Here is a 14752-nt window from a genome sequence, read left to right as displayed (position 1 = left end):
GCCGCGGGAACGGCTGCCGCGCGATATCAACGATGTGCGTTCAGCGAAATCACATTATGCATTGTTTCATCGGCGGTGGAGAGGAAGCGCTTCAGATTGCGCGCTGCCTGCCGGATGCGATGCTCATTCTCGACAAGCGCGATGCGGACATAATCGTCGCCCTGCTCGCCGAAGCCGATGCCAGGCGCAACCGCGATGTCGGCCTTCTCGACGAGGAGCTTGGAAAACTCCAGCGAGCCGAGATGACGGAACTTCTCCGGGATCTTCGCCCAGGCGAACATAGTCGCTGCCGGCGGCGGCACTTCGAAGCCGGCCTTGCCGAAGCTGTCGACCAGAACGTCGCGGCGACGCTTGTAGATGCTGCGCACTTCGGCGATGTCGGAACCGTCGCCGTTGAGTGCATGGGTCGCGGCCACCTGGATCGGCGTGAAGGCGCCGTAATCGAGGTAAGACTTCACCCGCGTCAATGCAGCAATCAGCCGCTCGTTGCCGACGGCAAATCCCATGCGCCAGCCGGGCATGGAGAAGGTCTTCGACATCGAGGTGAACTCGACCGTCACGTCCATGGCGCCAGGAACTTCCAGCACCGACGGCGGCGGAGCGTCATCGAAGTAGATCTCCGAATAGGCGAGATCCGACAGCACGATGATGTCGTGCTTCTTGGCGAAGGCGATGACTTCCTTGTAGAAATCCAGCGTCGCCACATAGGCCGTCGGGTTCGACGGGTAATTGAGGATCAAGGCCAGCGGCTTCGGGATCGAATGACGCACGGCCCGCTCCAGCGGAGGGAAGAAGCTATCGTCCGGCTCGACCGACATCGAACGGATGACGCCGCCTGCCATCAGGAAGCCGAAGGCGTGGATCGGATAGGTCGGGTTCGGGCAGAGAATGACATCGCCCGGCGCCGTGATCGCCTGCGCCATGTTGGCGAAGCCTTCCTTGGAGCCCAGCGTGGCGACCACCTGCGTATCCGGATTGAGCTTGACGCCGAAACGACGAGCGTAATAGGCGGCCTGCGCCCGGCGCAGGCCAGGAATTCCCTTGGATGAGGAATAGCGATGCGTGCGCGGGTCCTGGACCACTTCGCACAGCTTGTCGACGATCGCCTTCGGGGTAGGAAGGTCGGGATTGCCCATGCCGAGGTCGATAATGTCCGCCCCGCCCGCTCGCGCGCTTGCTTTCAAACGGTTGACCTGTTCGAAAACGTAGGGCGGCAAACGCCGGACTTTATGAAACTCTTCCATTTATTTCCCCAGGGACAGCGGCCCTCACAACCGCGATGAAGTTCGTCGATCTTCCGGTGAGCCGCGATACGAACTTGGAATCGCGGCGCCGCAACTAGCTGACTCGAAAGATAAGGTGAATCTTGGGCGGTTGCGCAGGCAAACTGCACTTAACCGATAAAGACACATCCAAATTCGGCCTATCCGAACGCTTTGCGTCGAAATTGCCTGAAACGCAAGGTTAATTCTGCGTCTGGCTCGGCTGAGCGCTGCTCTCTTTCTGAATTTCCTGCAACGTATCCTGGCCGTGTTCGGCGGCGAGCTTGCGCATGTCGGCGACGCGCTTCTGGTACTCGGCTTCCGAGATGGTGCCGGCCTTGCGCTGCGATCCGAGCGCGGTCAGCTGCTTGACCAGATCTCCAGCCTGCTGATCGTTGATCTGAACGTTCGCGGCTGTCGGTGGCGCGTTGAAAGACGGGTAGCCGTCCTTGTAGTATTGCTGCGTGTTACTGAGATCGACCTGACTGCCTTTGGCAGGTTTGACGATGACAGCAGCCGGCGGCTGCTTGCGCTTGGCAAAGGCCGCTTTTTCCTCAGGAGTCGAGCAGCCCGCGAGCGTCAATGCGAGAATTCCGCACATCGCACCGCAGAGTACGGAATACCGGTTCAGTCTTGCCACCATGCCGCCGCCCATAATTGTCTTCCTGCGCTATTCCTTGCTGTGGGTTGCGACTGTTAAATTTGTCGCAGCAGCAAAGCAAGAGCAGGGTTGCGTTTCATTCGACTTGTATTCCTTTTCCCGCAAGATGTACAAATGGAAAACAAGAGACAATTGCCGCCGGGAGGATGATGCGTGACCGACAGCAAGCGGGACAACAATGAAGGAAATGGCGGCTTTGCCGGCTTCGACCCGAAGTCAGTCGAGCCTTACATCGTCAGGGATCCCGAAGCGATGGCCGTCAACTTCGCCCGTGCGCTGGAAAATCTCGGCAAGGCGGCATCCGAGTGGCTGGCGCCACGCGAACGCGGCGAGAAGGTTGACACCGTCGCCGATCCGATCACCGATATGGTCAAAACGCTGTCCAAAGTCGGCGAATACTGGCTTTCCGACCCGCGCCGGACGCTGGAGGCGCAAACCTATCTGCTGTCTGGTTATTTTGGCCTATGGACGAAAACGCTGCAGCGCCTCAACGGCGATTCGTCTGCCGAGACCGAGGCCGAACCGGTCAAGGACAAGCGCTTCGCGGATGAGGACTGGCAGAAGAACCCCTTCTTCGACTTTCTGAAGCAGACCTATCTTCTGACCGCCGGCTGGGCGGAAAAGCTCGTTGGCGACGCTGAGGGCCTGGACGACCATACGCGCCACAAGGCCGCTTTCTATACGAAGCAGATCACGGCCGCTTTTTCGCCGAGCAATTTCATTGCGACGAATCCGCAGCTCTATCGCGAAACGGTCGCCTCCAACGCGGAGAACCTGGTGCGCGGCATGAAGATGCTTGCCGAAGACATCAATCTGGGCCGCGGCGAATTGCGGTTGCGGCAGACCGACATGACGAAATTTGCCGTCGGTCGCGATATGGCGCTGACGCCCGGCAAGGTGATCGCACAAAGCGATGTCTGCCAGATCATCCAATATGAGCCGGCGACAGAGAAGGTGCTGAAGCGGCCGCTGCTCATCTGCCCGCCCTGGATCAACAAATTCTACATTCTCGATCTCAACCCGCAGAAATCATTCATCAAATGGTGCGTGGAACAGGGACACACAGTCTTCGTCATTTCCTGGGTGAACCCCGATCAACGCCACGCGCTGAAGGACTGGACCTCCTATGCGCGCGAAGGCATCGATTTCGCGCTGGAAGCCGTCGAAAAGGCGACCGGCGAACAAGAGGTCAATGCTGTCGGTTATTGCGTCGGCGGTACGCTGCTCGCGGCAACGCTCGCCCTCCACGCCAAGGAAAAGAACAAGCGCATCCGCACCGTGACCTTCCTGACGACGCAGGTCGACTTCACCTTTGCCGGCGATCTCAAGGTTTTCGTCGACGAGGAACAGATCGCGTCGCTCGAGCAGCAGATGAATGTCGTCGGCTATCTTGAGGGATCGAAGATGGCCGCGGCCTTCAATATGCTTCGCGCCTCCGAATTGATCTGGCCATACTTCGTCAACAGCTACCTGAAGGGTCAGGAACCCCTGCCCTTCGATCTTCTGTTCTGGAATGCCGATTCGACGCGTATGGCGGCGGCCAACCACTCCTTCTATCTGCGCAATTGCTACCTCAACAATACGCTGAGCCAGGGCAAGATGGTCCTCGACGGCAAAACATTGTCGCTGAAGGATGTACGCATCCCCGTTTATAATCTGGCGACGCGGGAAGATCATATCGCCCCTGCGAAGTCCGTTTTCGTCGGCAGCCAGTATTTTGGCGGGCCGGTGGAATTTGTGCTCACGGGGTCCGGCCATATCGCCGGCGTCGTCAACCCGCCGGACAAGCGCAAATACCAGTTCTGGACCGGTGGCCCGGTGAAGGGCGACTACGAGCATTGGCTGGAGGACGCGAAGGAGACGCCCGGCTCCTGGTGGACGCATTGGCATGCATGGATCCTGTCCCAGGACCATCGCATGGCGCCTGCGCGCCAGCCCGGCGGCCAGGCTCTCAACGCCCTTGAAGAGGCGCCCGGCAGCTTCGTGCTGGAACGGGCCTAGGCGATCAATTCATTCATGCTCTTCAATCCGCCTCTCGTCCCTGCCCGGCTGATCGCGCGATACAAGCGCTTCCTTTTCGATGCCGAACTGGAAGACGGGACGCTTATCACAGGCTCCTGCCCGAATACCGGCTCCATGCTGGGGCTGACGGCGCCCGGCTCCCGCATCTGGCTCTCAGAGCATGAGGGCACCAAGCGGAAGTATCGCCATGTCTTCGAGCTGATCGAGGCCGACGGCACGACGGTTGGCGTCAATACCGGCATGCCGAACCGCATCGCGGCGGAAGCCATCGCGCTCGGCCAGGTCTCCGATCTCGGCGACTACACCACGGTCAAGCGCGAGCAGAATTACGGCCGCAACTCCCGCATCGACCTGCTCTTGACCGACCCGTTGAAGACAACCACCTATGTCGAGGTCAAGAACGTCCACTTCATGCGACAGCCACATCTGGCGGAATTTCCCGATACGGCGACGGCGCGCGGCGCCAAGCATCTGGAAGAGCTTGGTGACATGGTGCAGGCAGGCTTTCGCGCCCTGATGCTGTTCGTGATCCAGCGGGATGATTGCCATCGCTTTCGGATCTGCGGCGATCTCGATCCCATTTACCTCAAGGCCTTCGAGCGGGCGTTGGGGCGCGGCGTCGAAGTATATGCTCTGAAATGCAGGGTTTCACCGACGGAAATCACCCCTGCCGGGTTGATCCCGATAGACGAACCCGGCATAGCTGCATTAGATACCAGTATAGAGATTTCGGCTGAAGGCTAACCATGGTGAACTACATCGAAGCGGCAACCGCGCCGGCGAAGAATACGGGCGCTATCCGCCTCTACGGGCAGGATGCGTTTGCCGGCATGCGCAAGGCGTGCCAGCTAACCGCCCGCTGCCTCGATGAACTCGCCGCCATCGTCGAGCCGGGCGTCGCGACCGACGTCATCGATCGCTTCGTTTTCGAATTCGGCATGGATCACGGTGCCTTTCCGGCGACGCTGAATTATCGCGGCTATATGAAATCCTCCTGTACCTCGATCAACCATGTCGTCTGCCACGGCATTCCCAACGAAAAGCCGCTGCGCGACGGAGACGTCGTCAACATCGACGTGACCTATGTGCTCGACGGATGGCATGGCGATTCCAGCCGCATGTATCCTGTCGGCGAAATCAAGCGCTCGGCGGAACGGCTTCTGGAAGTCACCTATGAATCCCTGATGCGCGGCATCGCCGCCGTGCGCCCGGGCGCCCGCACCGGCGCCATCGGCGAGGCGATCCAGACCTATGCCGAGGCAGAGCGCTGCTCCGTCGTTCGCGACTTCTGCGGCCATGGCGTCGGCAGCCTCTTCCACGACTCGCCGAATATCCTGCATTACGGCCGCGCCAGCGACGGACCGGAATTGCGCGAGGGCATGATCTTTACCATTGAGCCCATGATCAATCTCGGCAAGCCACATGTGAAGGTGCTCGGCGACGGCTGGACTGCCGTGACGCGAGATCGCTCGCTCTCGGCTCAATACGAGCACACCGTCGGGGTTACTGCCACGGGCTGCGAGATCTTTACCCTATCGCCCGGCGGTCTCGATCGCCCCGGCCTGCCGCCGCTGCAGGGATAACTGATGGCGAAACGCCCCGCTCGCTCTTCCGGACATGGTGACATGCCCCTTGACGGCGGCGGGACGGCGGAGGCGTTGGAAGAAGCCCAGCTTTTCGATGAGCGGATGTTTTTTCCTGCGCAATCCGCGAAATCGCCACCCGCTGCCGCCAAATCGGCTCCTGCCAAAGTGGAAGCCGATTACCATGGCCATCGCGAGCGGCTACGCAACCGCTATCGCGACGGTGGCGACACGGCGCTCGCCGACTATGAAATTCTCGAATTGCTGCTGTTCAGGCTCATTCCGCGCCGCGACACGAAACCGATCGCCAAGGCCCTGCTCGCCCGCTTCGGAACGCTCGGCGGCGTCTTCGGTGCGCCGGTGGGCCTGCTGACGGAGATCAGCGGCGTCGGCGATGCAGTCGCGCTTGATCTGAAGCTTGTCGCAAGCGTGGCGCAGCGCATGCTGAAGAGCGAACTGACGGGTAAACCGGTTCTATCTTCCTGGAAGGCGCTGATCGATTATTGTCACACGGCTATGGCGCACGAGGCGCGCGAGCAATTCCGGCTACTGTTCCTCGATAAGCGCAACGCCTTGATTGCCGACGAAATCCAGGGCCTTGGCACCGTCGACCACACGCCCGTTTATCCGCGCGAGGTGGTCAAGCGCGCACTGGAACTCTCTTCCACAGCGGTGATTCTCGTCCACAATCATCCGTCAGGAGATCCGACGCCGTCGCGCGCCGATATCGAGATGACCAAGACGATCATCGATACGGCCAAGCCCTTGGGTATTACCGTTCACGATCATATTATCATCGGCAAGAACGGCCATGTCAGCTTCAGAGCATTGCGGCTGATCTGAAATCGCTTCAATTACGCTAAAGTAAAATATTAGTGATTTTTAATATAATGTTAAATTCTCTATATTTTTATATTCATACGCTTTGTAGGCCTACGTAAAATCTTGCGATCTTGCCCTCTTGATCCCTGTTTCCATTTTTCAGTTCAGCATCATGATGACCTGTCAAAAGGATCGCCGCACCCAAAACGGCAAGTCTGTTGGCATATGGTGTTGTTTTAATTTGACCTATTCGCTTGAGCGCTATGCCAGCCCGGAGATCGCATGCAGAAGATATCGCCGACACTTGCTCGTTACCTCCGCCGCATCGGTGGCGGGGCAATTGTCGCTTTGGTGGCATTTACGGCAGTCGCGGGCGGCTTCTATGCCCATATGCTTTGGACAACGAATTTCCATCCGGTCATCGCCGGTGAGCTCTATCGTTCCTCTCAGCCATCGGCAGCGACTATCGCGGATTTCCAGAAGCAATATGGCATCAAGACCATCATCAATCTGCGTGGCAACAATAGCGGCCGTCATTGGTACGATAAGGAAGTCGCCGAAGCGAAGCAGCTCGACATCAATCATATCGATTTCCGCATGTCCTCGAACAAGGAATTGACGGAGGCGCAGGCGGCGCAGTTGGTCGAGATCATGCGTGATGCGCCAAAACCGATCCTCATTCATTGCCAGGCCGGAGCTGACCGCACCGGGCTTGCATCCGCGCTTTATCTGGCCGCCATCGCCAAGACCAGTCAGGCGATTGCAGGCAACCAGATGTCGATCGTCTATGGACACGTCTCTCTTCCTTTTATGCGTGCCTATGCCATGGATCGGACTTTCGAAAAGCTCCAACCCTGGCTCAACCCGCCGGCCTCCTGAGGAACGGCGTTTCCTGTTAGATAATCTGTAACATTGAGCAGCTACCGGTTGACGGACAGCATGTTGCGTTGCGACATTGATTCCCTATCCAATCATCCGAGGCTTCCCGATGGACCAATTCGATCTTCTAGTCGTGGGCAGTGGCCCTGCCGGCCGCAGAGGTGCCATTCAGGCTGCCAAGCTCGGCAAGAAGGTGCTCGTCATCGAGCAGGGCAAGCGCGTCGGCGGCGTTTCGGTCCATACCGGCACTATCCCCTCCAAGACGCTGCGTGAAACCGCGCTGAACCTGTCAGGCTGGCGCGAACGCGGCTTCTATGGGCGTGCCTATCGCGTCAAGCAGGAAATCAGCGCAGAGGATCTGCGCCGCCGCCTGCTGATCACCCTAGATCATGAAGTCGAAGTGCTGGAACACCAGTTCGCGCGCAATCGCGTTCAGCATATGCGCGGCAAGGCAAGCTTCGTCGATCCCCAGACCATGCAGGTCGTTAAGGATGACGGCGAGGTTGTCACCGTTTCCGCCGCCAGCATCCTGCTCGCGGTCGGCACCAAGCCGTTCCGTCCCGATTACATGCCCTTCGATGGCAAGACGGTTCTCGATAGCGACGAGCTGTTGGAAATTGAGGAGCTGCCGCGCTCGATGGTCGTGATCGGCGCCGGCGTCATCGGCATCGAATACGCTACAATCTTCAGTGCGCTCGACACGCAGGTGACGCTGATTGATCCGAAGTCGACCATGCTCGACTTCATCGACAAGGAGATTGTCGAGGATTTCACCTATCAGCTGCGCGATCGCAACATGAAGCTGTTCCTCGGCCAGAAGGCTGACAAGGTTACCCATCAGAACGGCAAGGTCGAACTGACACTCGACAATGGCCGCCGCCTCACCACCGATATGGTGCTGTTTGCCGCCGGCCGCATGGGCGCGACCGATACGCTCAATCTCCCCGCCGCCGGCCTCGAGGCCGATGCGCGCGGCCGTCTGAGCGTCAATCCGGAAACCTTCGCCACCAAGGTTCCGCATATCTTTGCCGCAGGCGACGTCGTCGGCTTCCCGAGCCTTGCCTCCACCTCAATGGAACAGGGCCGTATCGCCGCGCGTGTCGCTGTCGGTGCGATCGCCAAGGAGCCGCCGAAATACTTCCCCTACGGCATCTACGCCGTGCCTGAGATCTCCACCTGTGGCCTGACCGAGGAAGAGGTCAAGGAACGACACATCGCCTATGAATGCGGCATCGCCCGTTTCCGCGAGACCTCGCGCGGCCACATCATGGGCCTCGATACCGGCCTTCTGAAGATGATCTTCTCGCTGAAGACACGCCGCCTGCTCGGCGTCCACATCGTCGGCGAAGGCGCGACCGAACTCGTCCACATCGGCCAGGCGGTGCTGAACCTCAAGGGCACCGTCGAATATTTCGTCGAGAACACCTTCAACTATCCGACGCTCGCTGAAGCCTACAAGATCGCTGGTCTGGATGCCTGGAACCGCATGGGCGATATCAAGTCGGAGATTTGAGCCGCTACCAACTGACGTCAGGCGACCGTGGCAGATCCCGTGCAACAGCTTCGATCAGGGGGAGAACCTCGTCGAGAGTATCTATGCCGTATTTCGGGAATGGCAGTGTGTCTGGCCAGATCGCACCGTCACCATAGAATACGCCTGTCATCCCAGATGCTTCTGCACCCAGGACATCCGCCTCCGGATTATCGCCTATGAAGATGCACTGTGCCGGCGCCACGCCCAGCCGTTCGGCGGCGAGTCGAAAAATTCGCGGGTCCGGCTTCCGCAGCCCGACATCCTCCGAAATGACAACGAGGTCGACGGCGTCTTTGAGCCCGGTGATCTCAATTTTTGCGGATTGAACTTTGGTATGACCGTTGCTGATGATGGCCGTCTTCAAACCACGCGCCCGCAACGCTACCAGCGTTTCGAGAGCGCCAATCGATAGCCTGGCGAAATGCGGATAATGCGTTTGAAAATCGGAAAGCAGGCGAGCTCCGCAATGACTGTCCACATCCAGAGCTGCTGCCAAGCTCGGGTAGAGTTTTTGCTTGTCGACCAGGCCTTCCTTCTCCAATGTAAAGAAAGTTGCCTCGAACGCCCGCAATGGCACGCCCTGCAGTTGATCCCCGAACCGCTTGAATTGATCCGGCAGAAACGCCCTCAGCGCCGCTCTCCGATCGATGAGGGTTTCATCAAGGTCAAACATCACCGCTTCAATCACGTCCTGCATCCTGGGTTATCGCACCGAGCTGCTTTTCCAGTTGGAGCGTATGACGGAGGTGAAAAATGTCCATCGCAATCGACGGCGGCTCGTGCAGATGTCCGGAATCGCGTGACCTATTCACCACTCGCCCTCGTGGTTCGGGGCTCTGGCCTAACCGCCCTACACACCTCACTATAAGAGCTAAGCTTCTGGGCAAGACGCACATCGACTAGGCTTCGTTCCACGCGATGAACCGTCCCCACCCTGAGAAGCGGAGGGCCTGAATTTGTCCAAGCGGCTGGCGCCTCGAAGAGCAAGACGGCCTTTCGTCACTGCAACAAAAAGCCCCGCCGCGAGCGGCAGGGCTTCATTTCAATCAGAAAGAAAAACCGATTATTCGGCGCTGTCTTCAGCAGCCTTCTTCTTCGGAGCAGCCTTCTTCTTCGGAGCGGCTTCTTCGCCGTCGGCGGCAGCTTCGGTCGCGTCAGCCTTGGCAGCGGCCTTCTTCTTCGGAGCAGCCTTCTTGGCAGCCGGCTTGTCTTCGGCTTCGTCGTCGGCCAGCAGCGCTTCCTTGGAAACGGTCTTGTCCGTGACGTCGACTTCGGTCAGCAGGTGATCGATGACCTTCTCTTCGAAGATCGGCGCGCGCAGGTTGGCCGAAGCGCCAGGCGTGTTGCGGAAGAATTCCAGGATTTCCTTTTCCTGGCCCGGGAACTGCTGGAGCTGCGAGTAAAGCGCACGCTGCAGTTCGTCTTCGCTGACTTCGACGCCGGCCTTCTCGCCGATTTCGGAGAGAACGAGGCCGAGGCGAACGCGGCGCTCGGCAAGCTTGCGGTACTCTTCGCGAGCCTTTTCTTCCGTGGTGTCTTCGTCTTCGAAGGTCTTGCCCGATTCAGCAAGATCCGTCTGGATCTGGCGCCAGATGCTGGCGAATTCGGCTTCGACGAGCTTCTGCGGGGTGTCGAACTGGTACATTTCGTCGAGCTGGTCGAGGATCTGACGCTTGACCTTCTGGCGCGTAACCGAGCCGTACTGGCTTTCGATCTGGCCGCGGACGATTTCCTTCAGGCGATCAGCCGATTCGAGGCCGAGCTTGGTGGCGAGTTCGTCGTTGATCTCGATTTCGCCGGCAGCTGCGACTTCCTTGACGTTGATGTCGAAGGTGGCTTCCTTGCCTGCGAGGTTCTTGGCCGGATAGTCGGTCGGGAAGGTTACGGTGATGACCTTCTCATCGCCAGCTTTGAGGCCGACGAGCTGTTCTTCGAAGCCCGGGATGAAGCGGTTGGAGCCGAGAACGAGCTGTGCGTCTTCGTCCTTGCCGCCGTCGAAGGCTTCGCCGTCGACCTTGCCGAGGTAATCGATGGTGACGCGGTCGCCGTCAGCGGCCTTGCCCTTCTTGGTTTCGTAGGTGCGGGCGCTTTCGGCGATCTTGAGGATCTGCTCGGTGACTTCGTCTTCGGCAATCTCAGCAACTTCGCGCGTGATCTTGATGCCCTTGACGGACTTCAGTTCGATCGCCGGGATAACTTCGTAGGAAAGCGTGAATTCGAAATCGGCTTCGGCAGCGAGGATCTTTTCTGCCTCGTCCTTGTCCTCGGTCATGGCGATTTCCGGCTGGGTTGCCGACTTTTCGCCGCGCTCGGTCAGGATTGCCGGCGGCTGGTCGCGAACGATCTCGTTGACGAGGTCGGCCATGATGGACTTGCCATAGACCTTCTTCAGATGCGCAACCGGTACCTTGCCCGGACGGAAACCGTTGATGCGGACCTTGTCCTTGACCTCGGCCAGGCGTTCGTTCATGCGAACTTCCATGTCCTTGGCGGGGATGACCACCTTGATTTCGCGCTTCAGCCCTTCAGCGAGCGTTTCGATAACCTGCATTGTCCTACCTTCATTCATGGCGGCCGTGCCCAGACAGCCGTTCGTTTCGATGAGCACGACGCCGGAAAATCCCGAGCGTGGCTTGGATGCAATTCCCTGTCACTTTGCCAAGAGCGCCGCGCCTTCGAATGAACGCGCAAGAGGCAGCCCTATCTCGTTACGAGTCGAAGCATCTGATCCACTCCCTATCCGAAAGCGGGATGCCTAGGCAAAATGGCGCGTCCTGCGGCATGTAGGAAGACAAGCTTGTTCAGCCTCCCCCGTCCATAAGACGTCTTGGTGCGGGTAGAGAGACTTGAACTCCCACGCCTTGCGGCACCAGAACCTAAATCTGGCGTGTCTACCAATTTCACCATACCCGCGTTCCCAAAACCGCATGGCGATGCCTGCCCATGGGGCCTTCCGGAGCGCGGCGTCTCTATATCACCCGTTTCAAACCACGCAAAGGAAAAATGACGGTTCCACGACCATGGGCAAGCTTATCCGGTTTTGGCGGGCAAACATCGTCAATAAAGCGGCTCCTCGTATACCGGTTTGCCGTCAAGAAGCAGCGCCCTGATGTGGGCAGCACCATCGGAAGAGATGCGGGCCGCAATGGCGACACGGCTCTCATTGCGCGCGCTCTCGATGTCGTGCCCCTGACCTTCGGGCACATAATAGCGCTCAATGCCATAGTCGACCGAGATCAATGACTGCGACGCATCGGTCTGCTCCGCATAAAAGAAATAATCGACGGGCAGGCTTTTGAGCACGACCGTGTCGGGCTTGGGATCGAGCGCTCCAAAGGATGATTCGACAATACCCCAGTAGCCGTCATCCTGTTTCTTCAGGCGAACGGACAGGATCTGGGCGGTCAGACTTTGCTTCGGCGCACCGCCGACCAGTGTCGAGATCGGAACCCGCGAAATGTCGTAGTTCAAGGTCACGTAATCGCCGCGCAGAAGATCGCGCGGATCGACCGGCGCTGTCTTCAGGATAACCTCGACACCGCTTCGCAGGCCCCAGGCCCGCTCGCCGACCATATAGCCGAGCACGGCCGTCTGCAGGACCGCAACGATGATGGCGGCAATCCAGAAGCGATGCGGGCCACTCAGAACAGCATTCTTCTCAGCCAGATCACTCATGCCTGTGCCCCCTGCTCGCGACTGCCGGAAAAGCGCCGTTCCAACCGGATGACCACCCAGGCGGCAAACGCCACCAACAAACCGGCAATCAGGAAGAAGCCCGCCGTACCGATGATCGAGCCGATCGTTTCGCTGGCGAGATAGAGGATCTCGCAGGCGAAGACGAAATAGGCGAGAAAGCGTACCGCACCATTGTCACGACCGCTAAGGGCGATTGCGATGACAGAGCTTGCCAGCGTCGCAACGGCAACAATGATGAGGGCAAGCGCATCTTTCTCCCAAAGATCATTCGTAAAGGTCTCGTTGCTAACTTCGGCGTGGACCAGAAAGAGACCGATCGCGGCGACAAGAAAGGCGTAAAAGGCTGGTGCCGCACCCGCCGTCCGCGCAAGAGGCATCAGTGGCGAGGCCGGGATGCTGACTGCAAGGAAGGCGGCCATTCCGAGGGCGGCGAACAGGATTGCCGCATTCAGGCTCTCGTGCAGGCCGAAAAGCCAGGTCAGCCACCCAACGATGATCAGATAGGCGAAGTGTCTCGCTCTCGGCGCGTCGACATATCTGACGAGCGCAATCAGGACCGCGGCCATCAGAAGCGGCACCCACGGCATGACGCCCTGCCAGCGATCAAAATGATCCCAGAGATAGGCACCGCAAAACGCCCAGGCGAGGAAGCCAGCCAGTGCGACCTGCGCGCTCGAGCGAAAGAGCGCGGCGACAATGCAGGCCGCCGCGAACCACACGATTATCATTCTCAGTTCGTCGCCGGACATGTTGTACATCTGACCGACGAGCGCCATGGCACCGCCGAAGCTCAATGTCCCGAGAATCAGCAAGGCTGCCGCCAATATAGAGCGCCCGGCAGTCAGCAGCTTCGCGGCACCTAGATAGAAGCCCCATATCATGGCAAAGAGAGCGACAAGGCGCCCGAGCCTCGGGATCTCTTCCCAGTTCGCGGAGATGAACAGCAATAGCGCCAAGCCGAGAAGGACAGCCGCCAGGATGGTCAGCACCCTCCCCGCGCTGAAGCTTGTCTGGCGTCCGTCATATTCACGCAGCACAGCCTGTGCCGCCGTCGCATCGACAAGTCCCTTGTCGACCCAGATCTTCAGATCCCGCTCCAGCCTGCCTCTATACATCCCGGCCCCCTACCCATGCGACTCTCCGCATAGAGAAGAATTACCACAAAACGGCAGGCGATCGATCCGAGCTTGCGCGTATGCGCCGCCAGCACCTTCCACACGAATATGTCTCTCGTTAATACAGTATTAAGCGATCATTCAGTATCCTAAGGACCGGTATCGAGATACCCATGCAAGACATGCGCAGACGACATATCTCCCATGAAATTATTGCGCTGCACAAAATCAAAAAGTCATACTATTAATGAGCCAACAAAACACGGCAATGGCGCGCCGGGCCGATGCAAATCGGAGCAAGCCTGAGGATGTAAATCCTGACAGAGAATTCGGAGCTGCACACTCCTCCTCCCAGTGCGCTCCGATGGATTGACGACACTCCTCCTCCCAGTCGTCAATCACCACAAATGACGCCCGCCGCACCTCCTCCCGCGGTGGGCGTTATTTTTTTGCCCGTTTCAATCGTTTATATGCCACTCGATGCACCCTCGTACGCCAGCAAGCGTCGTGCGGGCGCGAAACCTATCGAGCCCAAAGCATGCCGATCAAAAATCTCCGGCAAGGCGCACCTCAGCAATTGGACCTACCCGAAAATAGCAAGGCTGGCGAAAACATGGCCGGATGCAGGCAAACGGGAGAACCGCCCTTGAAAAGCTGAGGTTTGCCGGAGAACGAGCTCTTCGGGGCATTCTTCGTTCAGCCGCGATATGCACATAAAGCAGCCATCTTCTTGGGCAGATCGCCTACAAGGATTGCACTTTACGCATAGGTGACATGAAGCATTCGCGCTTTTTAGTTCTCGCAGCGCAGCATATATAGTGAGGCATCAGATCGACGACGGAACCAATCACTGGGCCGCGAGATCTTCAAATCCTCGAAAGGGACTAAAATGAACCTGACCCGCTCTTTCAACAACTGGCGCAAGTATCGTCAGACCGTCAACGAACTCGGCCGCATGAGCTCGCGTGAACTGCACGACCTCGGTATCGACCGCGCTGACATCCATCGCGTTGCTCGCGAAGCCACCGGCCGCTAATCGCCGGATAGGCTTCGCCCAATAGCGAAAGCCTTCTCAACGCCCGTTGCGGACCACCGCGACGGGCGTTCTTTTTTGTCCATTGTGCAGCTGCAGCATAATGCGACCTAGTCCGAGCTATTCGCGACACGCAAGGCATGTA

13 protein-coding genes and 1 tRNA gene are annotated in these 14752 nt (G+C 58.7%); 7 read left to right on the top strand and 7 right to left on the bottom strand.

Going from position 1 to position 14752, the window contains the following annotated elements; translation table 11 throughout:
• Nucleotides 1-26: 26 nt before the first annotated feature.
• Together ACQZ6F_RS16930 and ACQZ6F_RS16925 are read right to left on the bottom strand one after the other, a co-directional pair.
• Nucleotides 27-1244 carry an LL-diaminopimelate aminotransferase gene (locus ACQZ6F_RS16930; RefSeq protein ID WP_068386290.1) on the bottom strand — a complete coding sequence of 406 codons (1218 nt, stop codon included), beginning with the start codon at nucleotides 1242-1244 and terminating at the stop codon, nucleotides 27-29.
• A 220-nt stretch (nucleotides 1245-1464) separates the two neighbouring features.
• The gene (locus ACQZ6F_RS16925; protein ID WP_077469807.1) at nucleotides 1465-1917 is read right to left on the bottom strand and encodes a hypothetical protein; all 453 of its coding nucleotides are present in this window, start codon (nucleotides 1915-1917) and stop codon (nucleotides 1465-1467) included.
• 159 nt (nucleotides 1918-2076) lie between these two features.
• Between ACQZ6F_RS16925 and phaC the strand changes: the two genes are divergently transcribed.
• The 6 genes from phaC (at nucleotide 2077) to sthA (ending at nucleotide 8742) form a co-directional block, all read left to right on the top strand.
• Nucleotides 2077-3924, top strand: a complete 1848-nt coding sequence (gene phaC / locus ACQZ6F_RS16920; protein ID WP_449093298.1) for a class I poly(R)-hydroxyalkanoic acid synthase — start codon at nucleotides 2077-2079, stop codon at nucleotides 3922-3924.
• A gap of 15 nt (nucleotides 3925-3939) precedes the next feature.
• Complete coding sequence (gene sfsA / locus ACQZ6F_RS16915; protein ID WP_449093299.1) at nucleotides 3940-4689, top strand: DNA/RNA nuclease SfsA; 750 nt, start codon at nucleotides 3940-3942, stop codon at nucleotides 4687-4689.
• Between the two features lie 2 nt (nucleotides 4690-4691).
• Nucleotides 4692-5528, top strand: a complete 837-nt coding sequence (gene map / locus ACQZ6F_RS16910; protein WP_077469804.1) for a type I methionyl aminopeptidase — start codon at nucleotides 4692-4694, stop codon at nucleotides 5526-5528.
• 3 nt (nucleotides 5529-5531) lie between these two features.
• Entirely contained in the window at nucleotides 5532-6371 is an 840-nt protein-coding gene (gene radC / locus ACQZ6F_RS16905) for a RadC family protein (RefSeq protein WP_449093300.1), read from the top strand.
• Between the two features lie 261 nt (nucleotides 6372-6632).
• Complete coding sequence (locus ACQZ6F_RS16900) at nucleotides 6633-7229, top strand: dual specificity protein phosphatase family protein (protein ID WP_077469802.1); 597 nt, start codon at nucleotides 6633-6635, stop codon at nucleotides 7227-7229.
• 109 nt (nucleotides 7230-7338) lie between these two features.
• Nucleotides 7339-8742 carry a Si-specific NAD(P)(+) transhydrogenase gene (gene sthA, locus ACQZ6F_RS16895; protein ID WP_449093301.1) on the top strand — a complete coding sequence of 468 codons (1404 nt, stop codon included), beginning with the start codon at nucleotides 7339-7341 and terminating at the stop codon, nucleotides 8740-8742.
• Nucleotides 8743-8746: 4 nt separating this feature from the next.
• Here sthA and ACQZ6F_RS16890 read toward each other — a convergent pair whose 3' ends face one another.
• From ACQZ6F_RS16890 to ACQZ6F_RS16870, 5 genes are all read right to left on the bottom strand, one after another.
• Nucleotides 8747-9460 carry an HAD family hydrolase gene (locus ACQZ6F_RS16890; protein ID WP_449093302.1) on the bottom strand — a complete coding sequence of 238 codons (714 nt, stop codon included), beginning with the start codon at nucleotides 9458-9460 and terminating at the stop codon, nucleotides 8747-8749.
• Nucleotides 9461-9826: 366 nt separating this feature from the next.
• The gene (tig, locus tag ACQZ6F_RS16885) at nucleotides 9827-11314 is read right to left on the bottom strand and encodes a trigger factor (protein ID WP_449093303.1); all 1488 of its coding nucleotides are present in this window, start codon (nucleotides 11312-11314) and stop codon (nucleotides 9827-9829) included.
• 277 nt (nucleotides 11315-11591) lie between these two features.
• Nucleotides 11592-11676 (bottom strand) — tRNA-Leu (locus tag ACQZ6F_RS16880).
• Nucleotides 11677-11820: 144 nt separating this feature from the next.
• Nucleotides 11821-12438, bottom strand: a complete 618-nt coding sequence (locus ACQZ6F_RS16875) for a GDYXXLXY domain-containing protein (RefSeq protein WP_449093304.1) — start codon at nucleotides 12436-12438, stop codon at nucleotides 11821-11823.
• Nucleotides 12435-13574 carry a DUF2157 domain-containing protein gene (locus ACQZ6F_RS16870; protein WP_449093305.1) on the bottom strand — a complete coding sequence of 380 codons (1140 nt, stop codon included), beginning with the start codon at nucleotides 13572-13574 and terminating at the stop codon, nucleotides 12435-12437. Before ACQZ6F_RS16870 ends, ACQZ6F_RS16875 begins: the two co-directional genes overlap by 4 nt.
• 889 nt (nucleotides 13575-14463) lie before the next feature.
• Here ACQZ6F_RS16870 and ACQZ6F_RS16865 point away from each other — a divergent pair.
• The gene (locus ACQZ6F_RS16865) at nucleotides 14464-14610 is read left to right on the top strand and encodes a DUF1127 domain-containing protein (RefSeq protein WP_015339702.1); all 147 of its coding nucleotides are present in this window, start codon (nucleotides 14464-14466) and stop codon (nucleotides 14608-14610) included.
• Nucleotides 14611-14752 lie beyond the last annotated feature (142 nt).

This window comes from Rhizobium sp. A22-96 (assembly GCF_053521805.1).
This window is presented reverse-complemented; position numbering and strand designations above follow the sequence as displayed.

What these genes read in the sequence shown, in the direction of transcription:
- map (WP_077469804.1), top strand. Translation starts at nt 4,692, where the DNA reads ATGGTGAACTACATCGAAGCGGCAACCGCGCCGGCGAAGAATACGGGC.
- ACQZ6F_RS16890 (WP_449093302.1), bottom strand. Translation starts at nt 9,460, where the DNA reads ATGCAGGACGTGATTGAAGCGGTGATGTTTGACCTTGATGAAACCCTC.
- ACQZ6F_RS16870 (WP_449093305.1), bottom strand. Translation starts at nt 13,574, where the DNA reads ATGTATAGAGGCAGGCTGGAGCGGGATCTGAAGATCTGGGTCGACAAG.
- sfsA (WP_449093299.1), top strand. Translation starts at nt 3,940, where the DNA reads ATGCTCTTCAATCCGCCTCTCGTCCCTGCCCGGCTGATCGCGCGATAC.
- ACQZ6F_RS16875 (WP_449093304.1), bottom strand. Translation starts at nt 12,438, where the DNA reads ATGAGTGATCTGGCTGAGAAGAATGCTGTTCTGAGTGGCCCGCATCGC.
- sthA (WP_449093301.1), top strand. Translation starts at nt 7,339, where the DNA reads ATGGACCAATTCGATCTTCTAGTCGTGGGCAGTGGCCCTGCCGGCCGC.
- ACQZ6F_RS16865 (WP_015339702.1), top strand. Translation starts at nt 14,464, where the DNA reads ATGAACCTGACCCGCTCTTTCAACAACTGGCGCAAGTATCGTCAGACC.
- ACQZ6F_RS16925 (WP_077469807.1), bottom strand. Translation starts at nt 1,917, where the DNA reads ATGGGCGGCGGCATGGTGGCAAGACTGAACCGGTATTCCGTACTCTGC.
- radC (WP_449093300.1), top strand. Translation starts at nt 5,532, where the DNA reads ATGGCGAAACGCCCCGCTCGCTCTTCCGGACATGGTGACATGCCCCTT.
- tig (WP_449093303.1), bottom strand. Translation starts at nt 11,314, where the DNA reads ATGCAGGTTATCGAAACGCTCGCTGAAGGGCTGAAGCGCGAAATCAAG.
- ACQZ6F_RS16930 (WP_068386290.1), bottom strand. Translation starts at nt 1,244, where the DNA reads ATGGAAGAGTTTCATAAAGTCCGGCGTTTGCCGCCCTACGTTTTCGAA.
- ACQZ6F_RS16900 (WP_077469802.1), top strand. Translation starts at nt 6,633, where the DNA reads ATGCAGAAGATATCGCCGACACTTGCTCGTTACCTCCGCCGCATCGGT.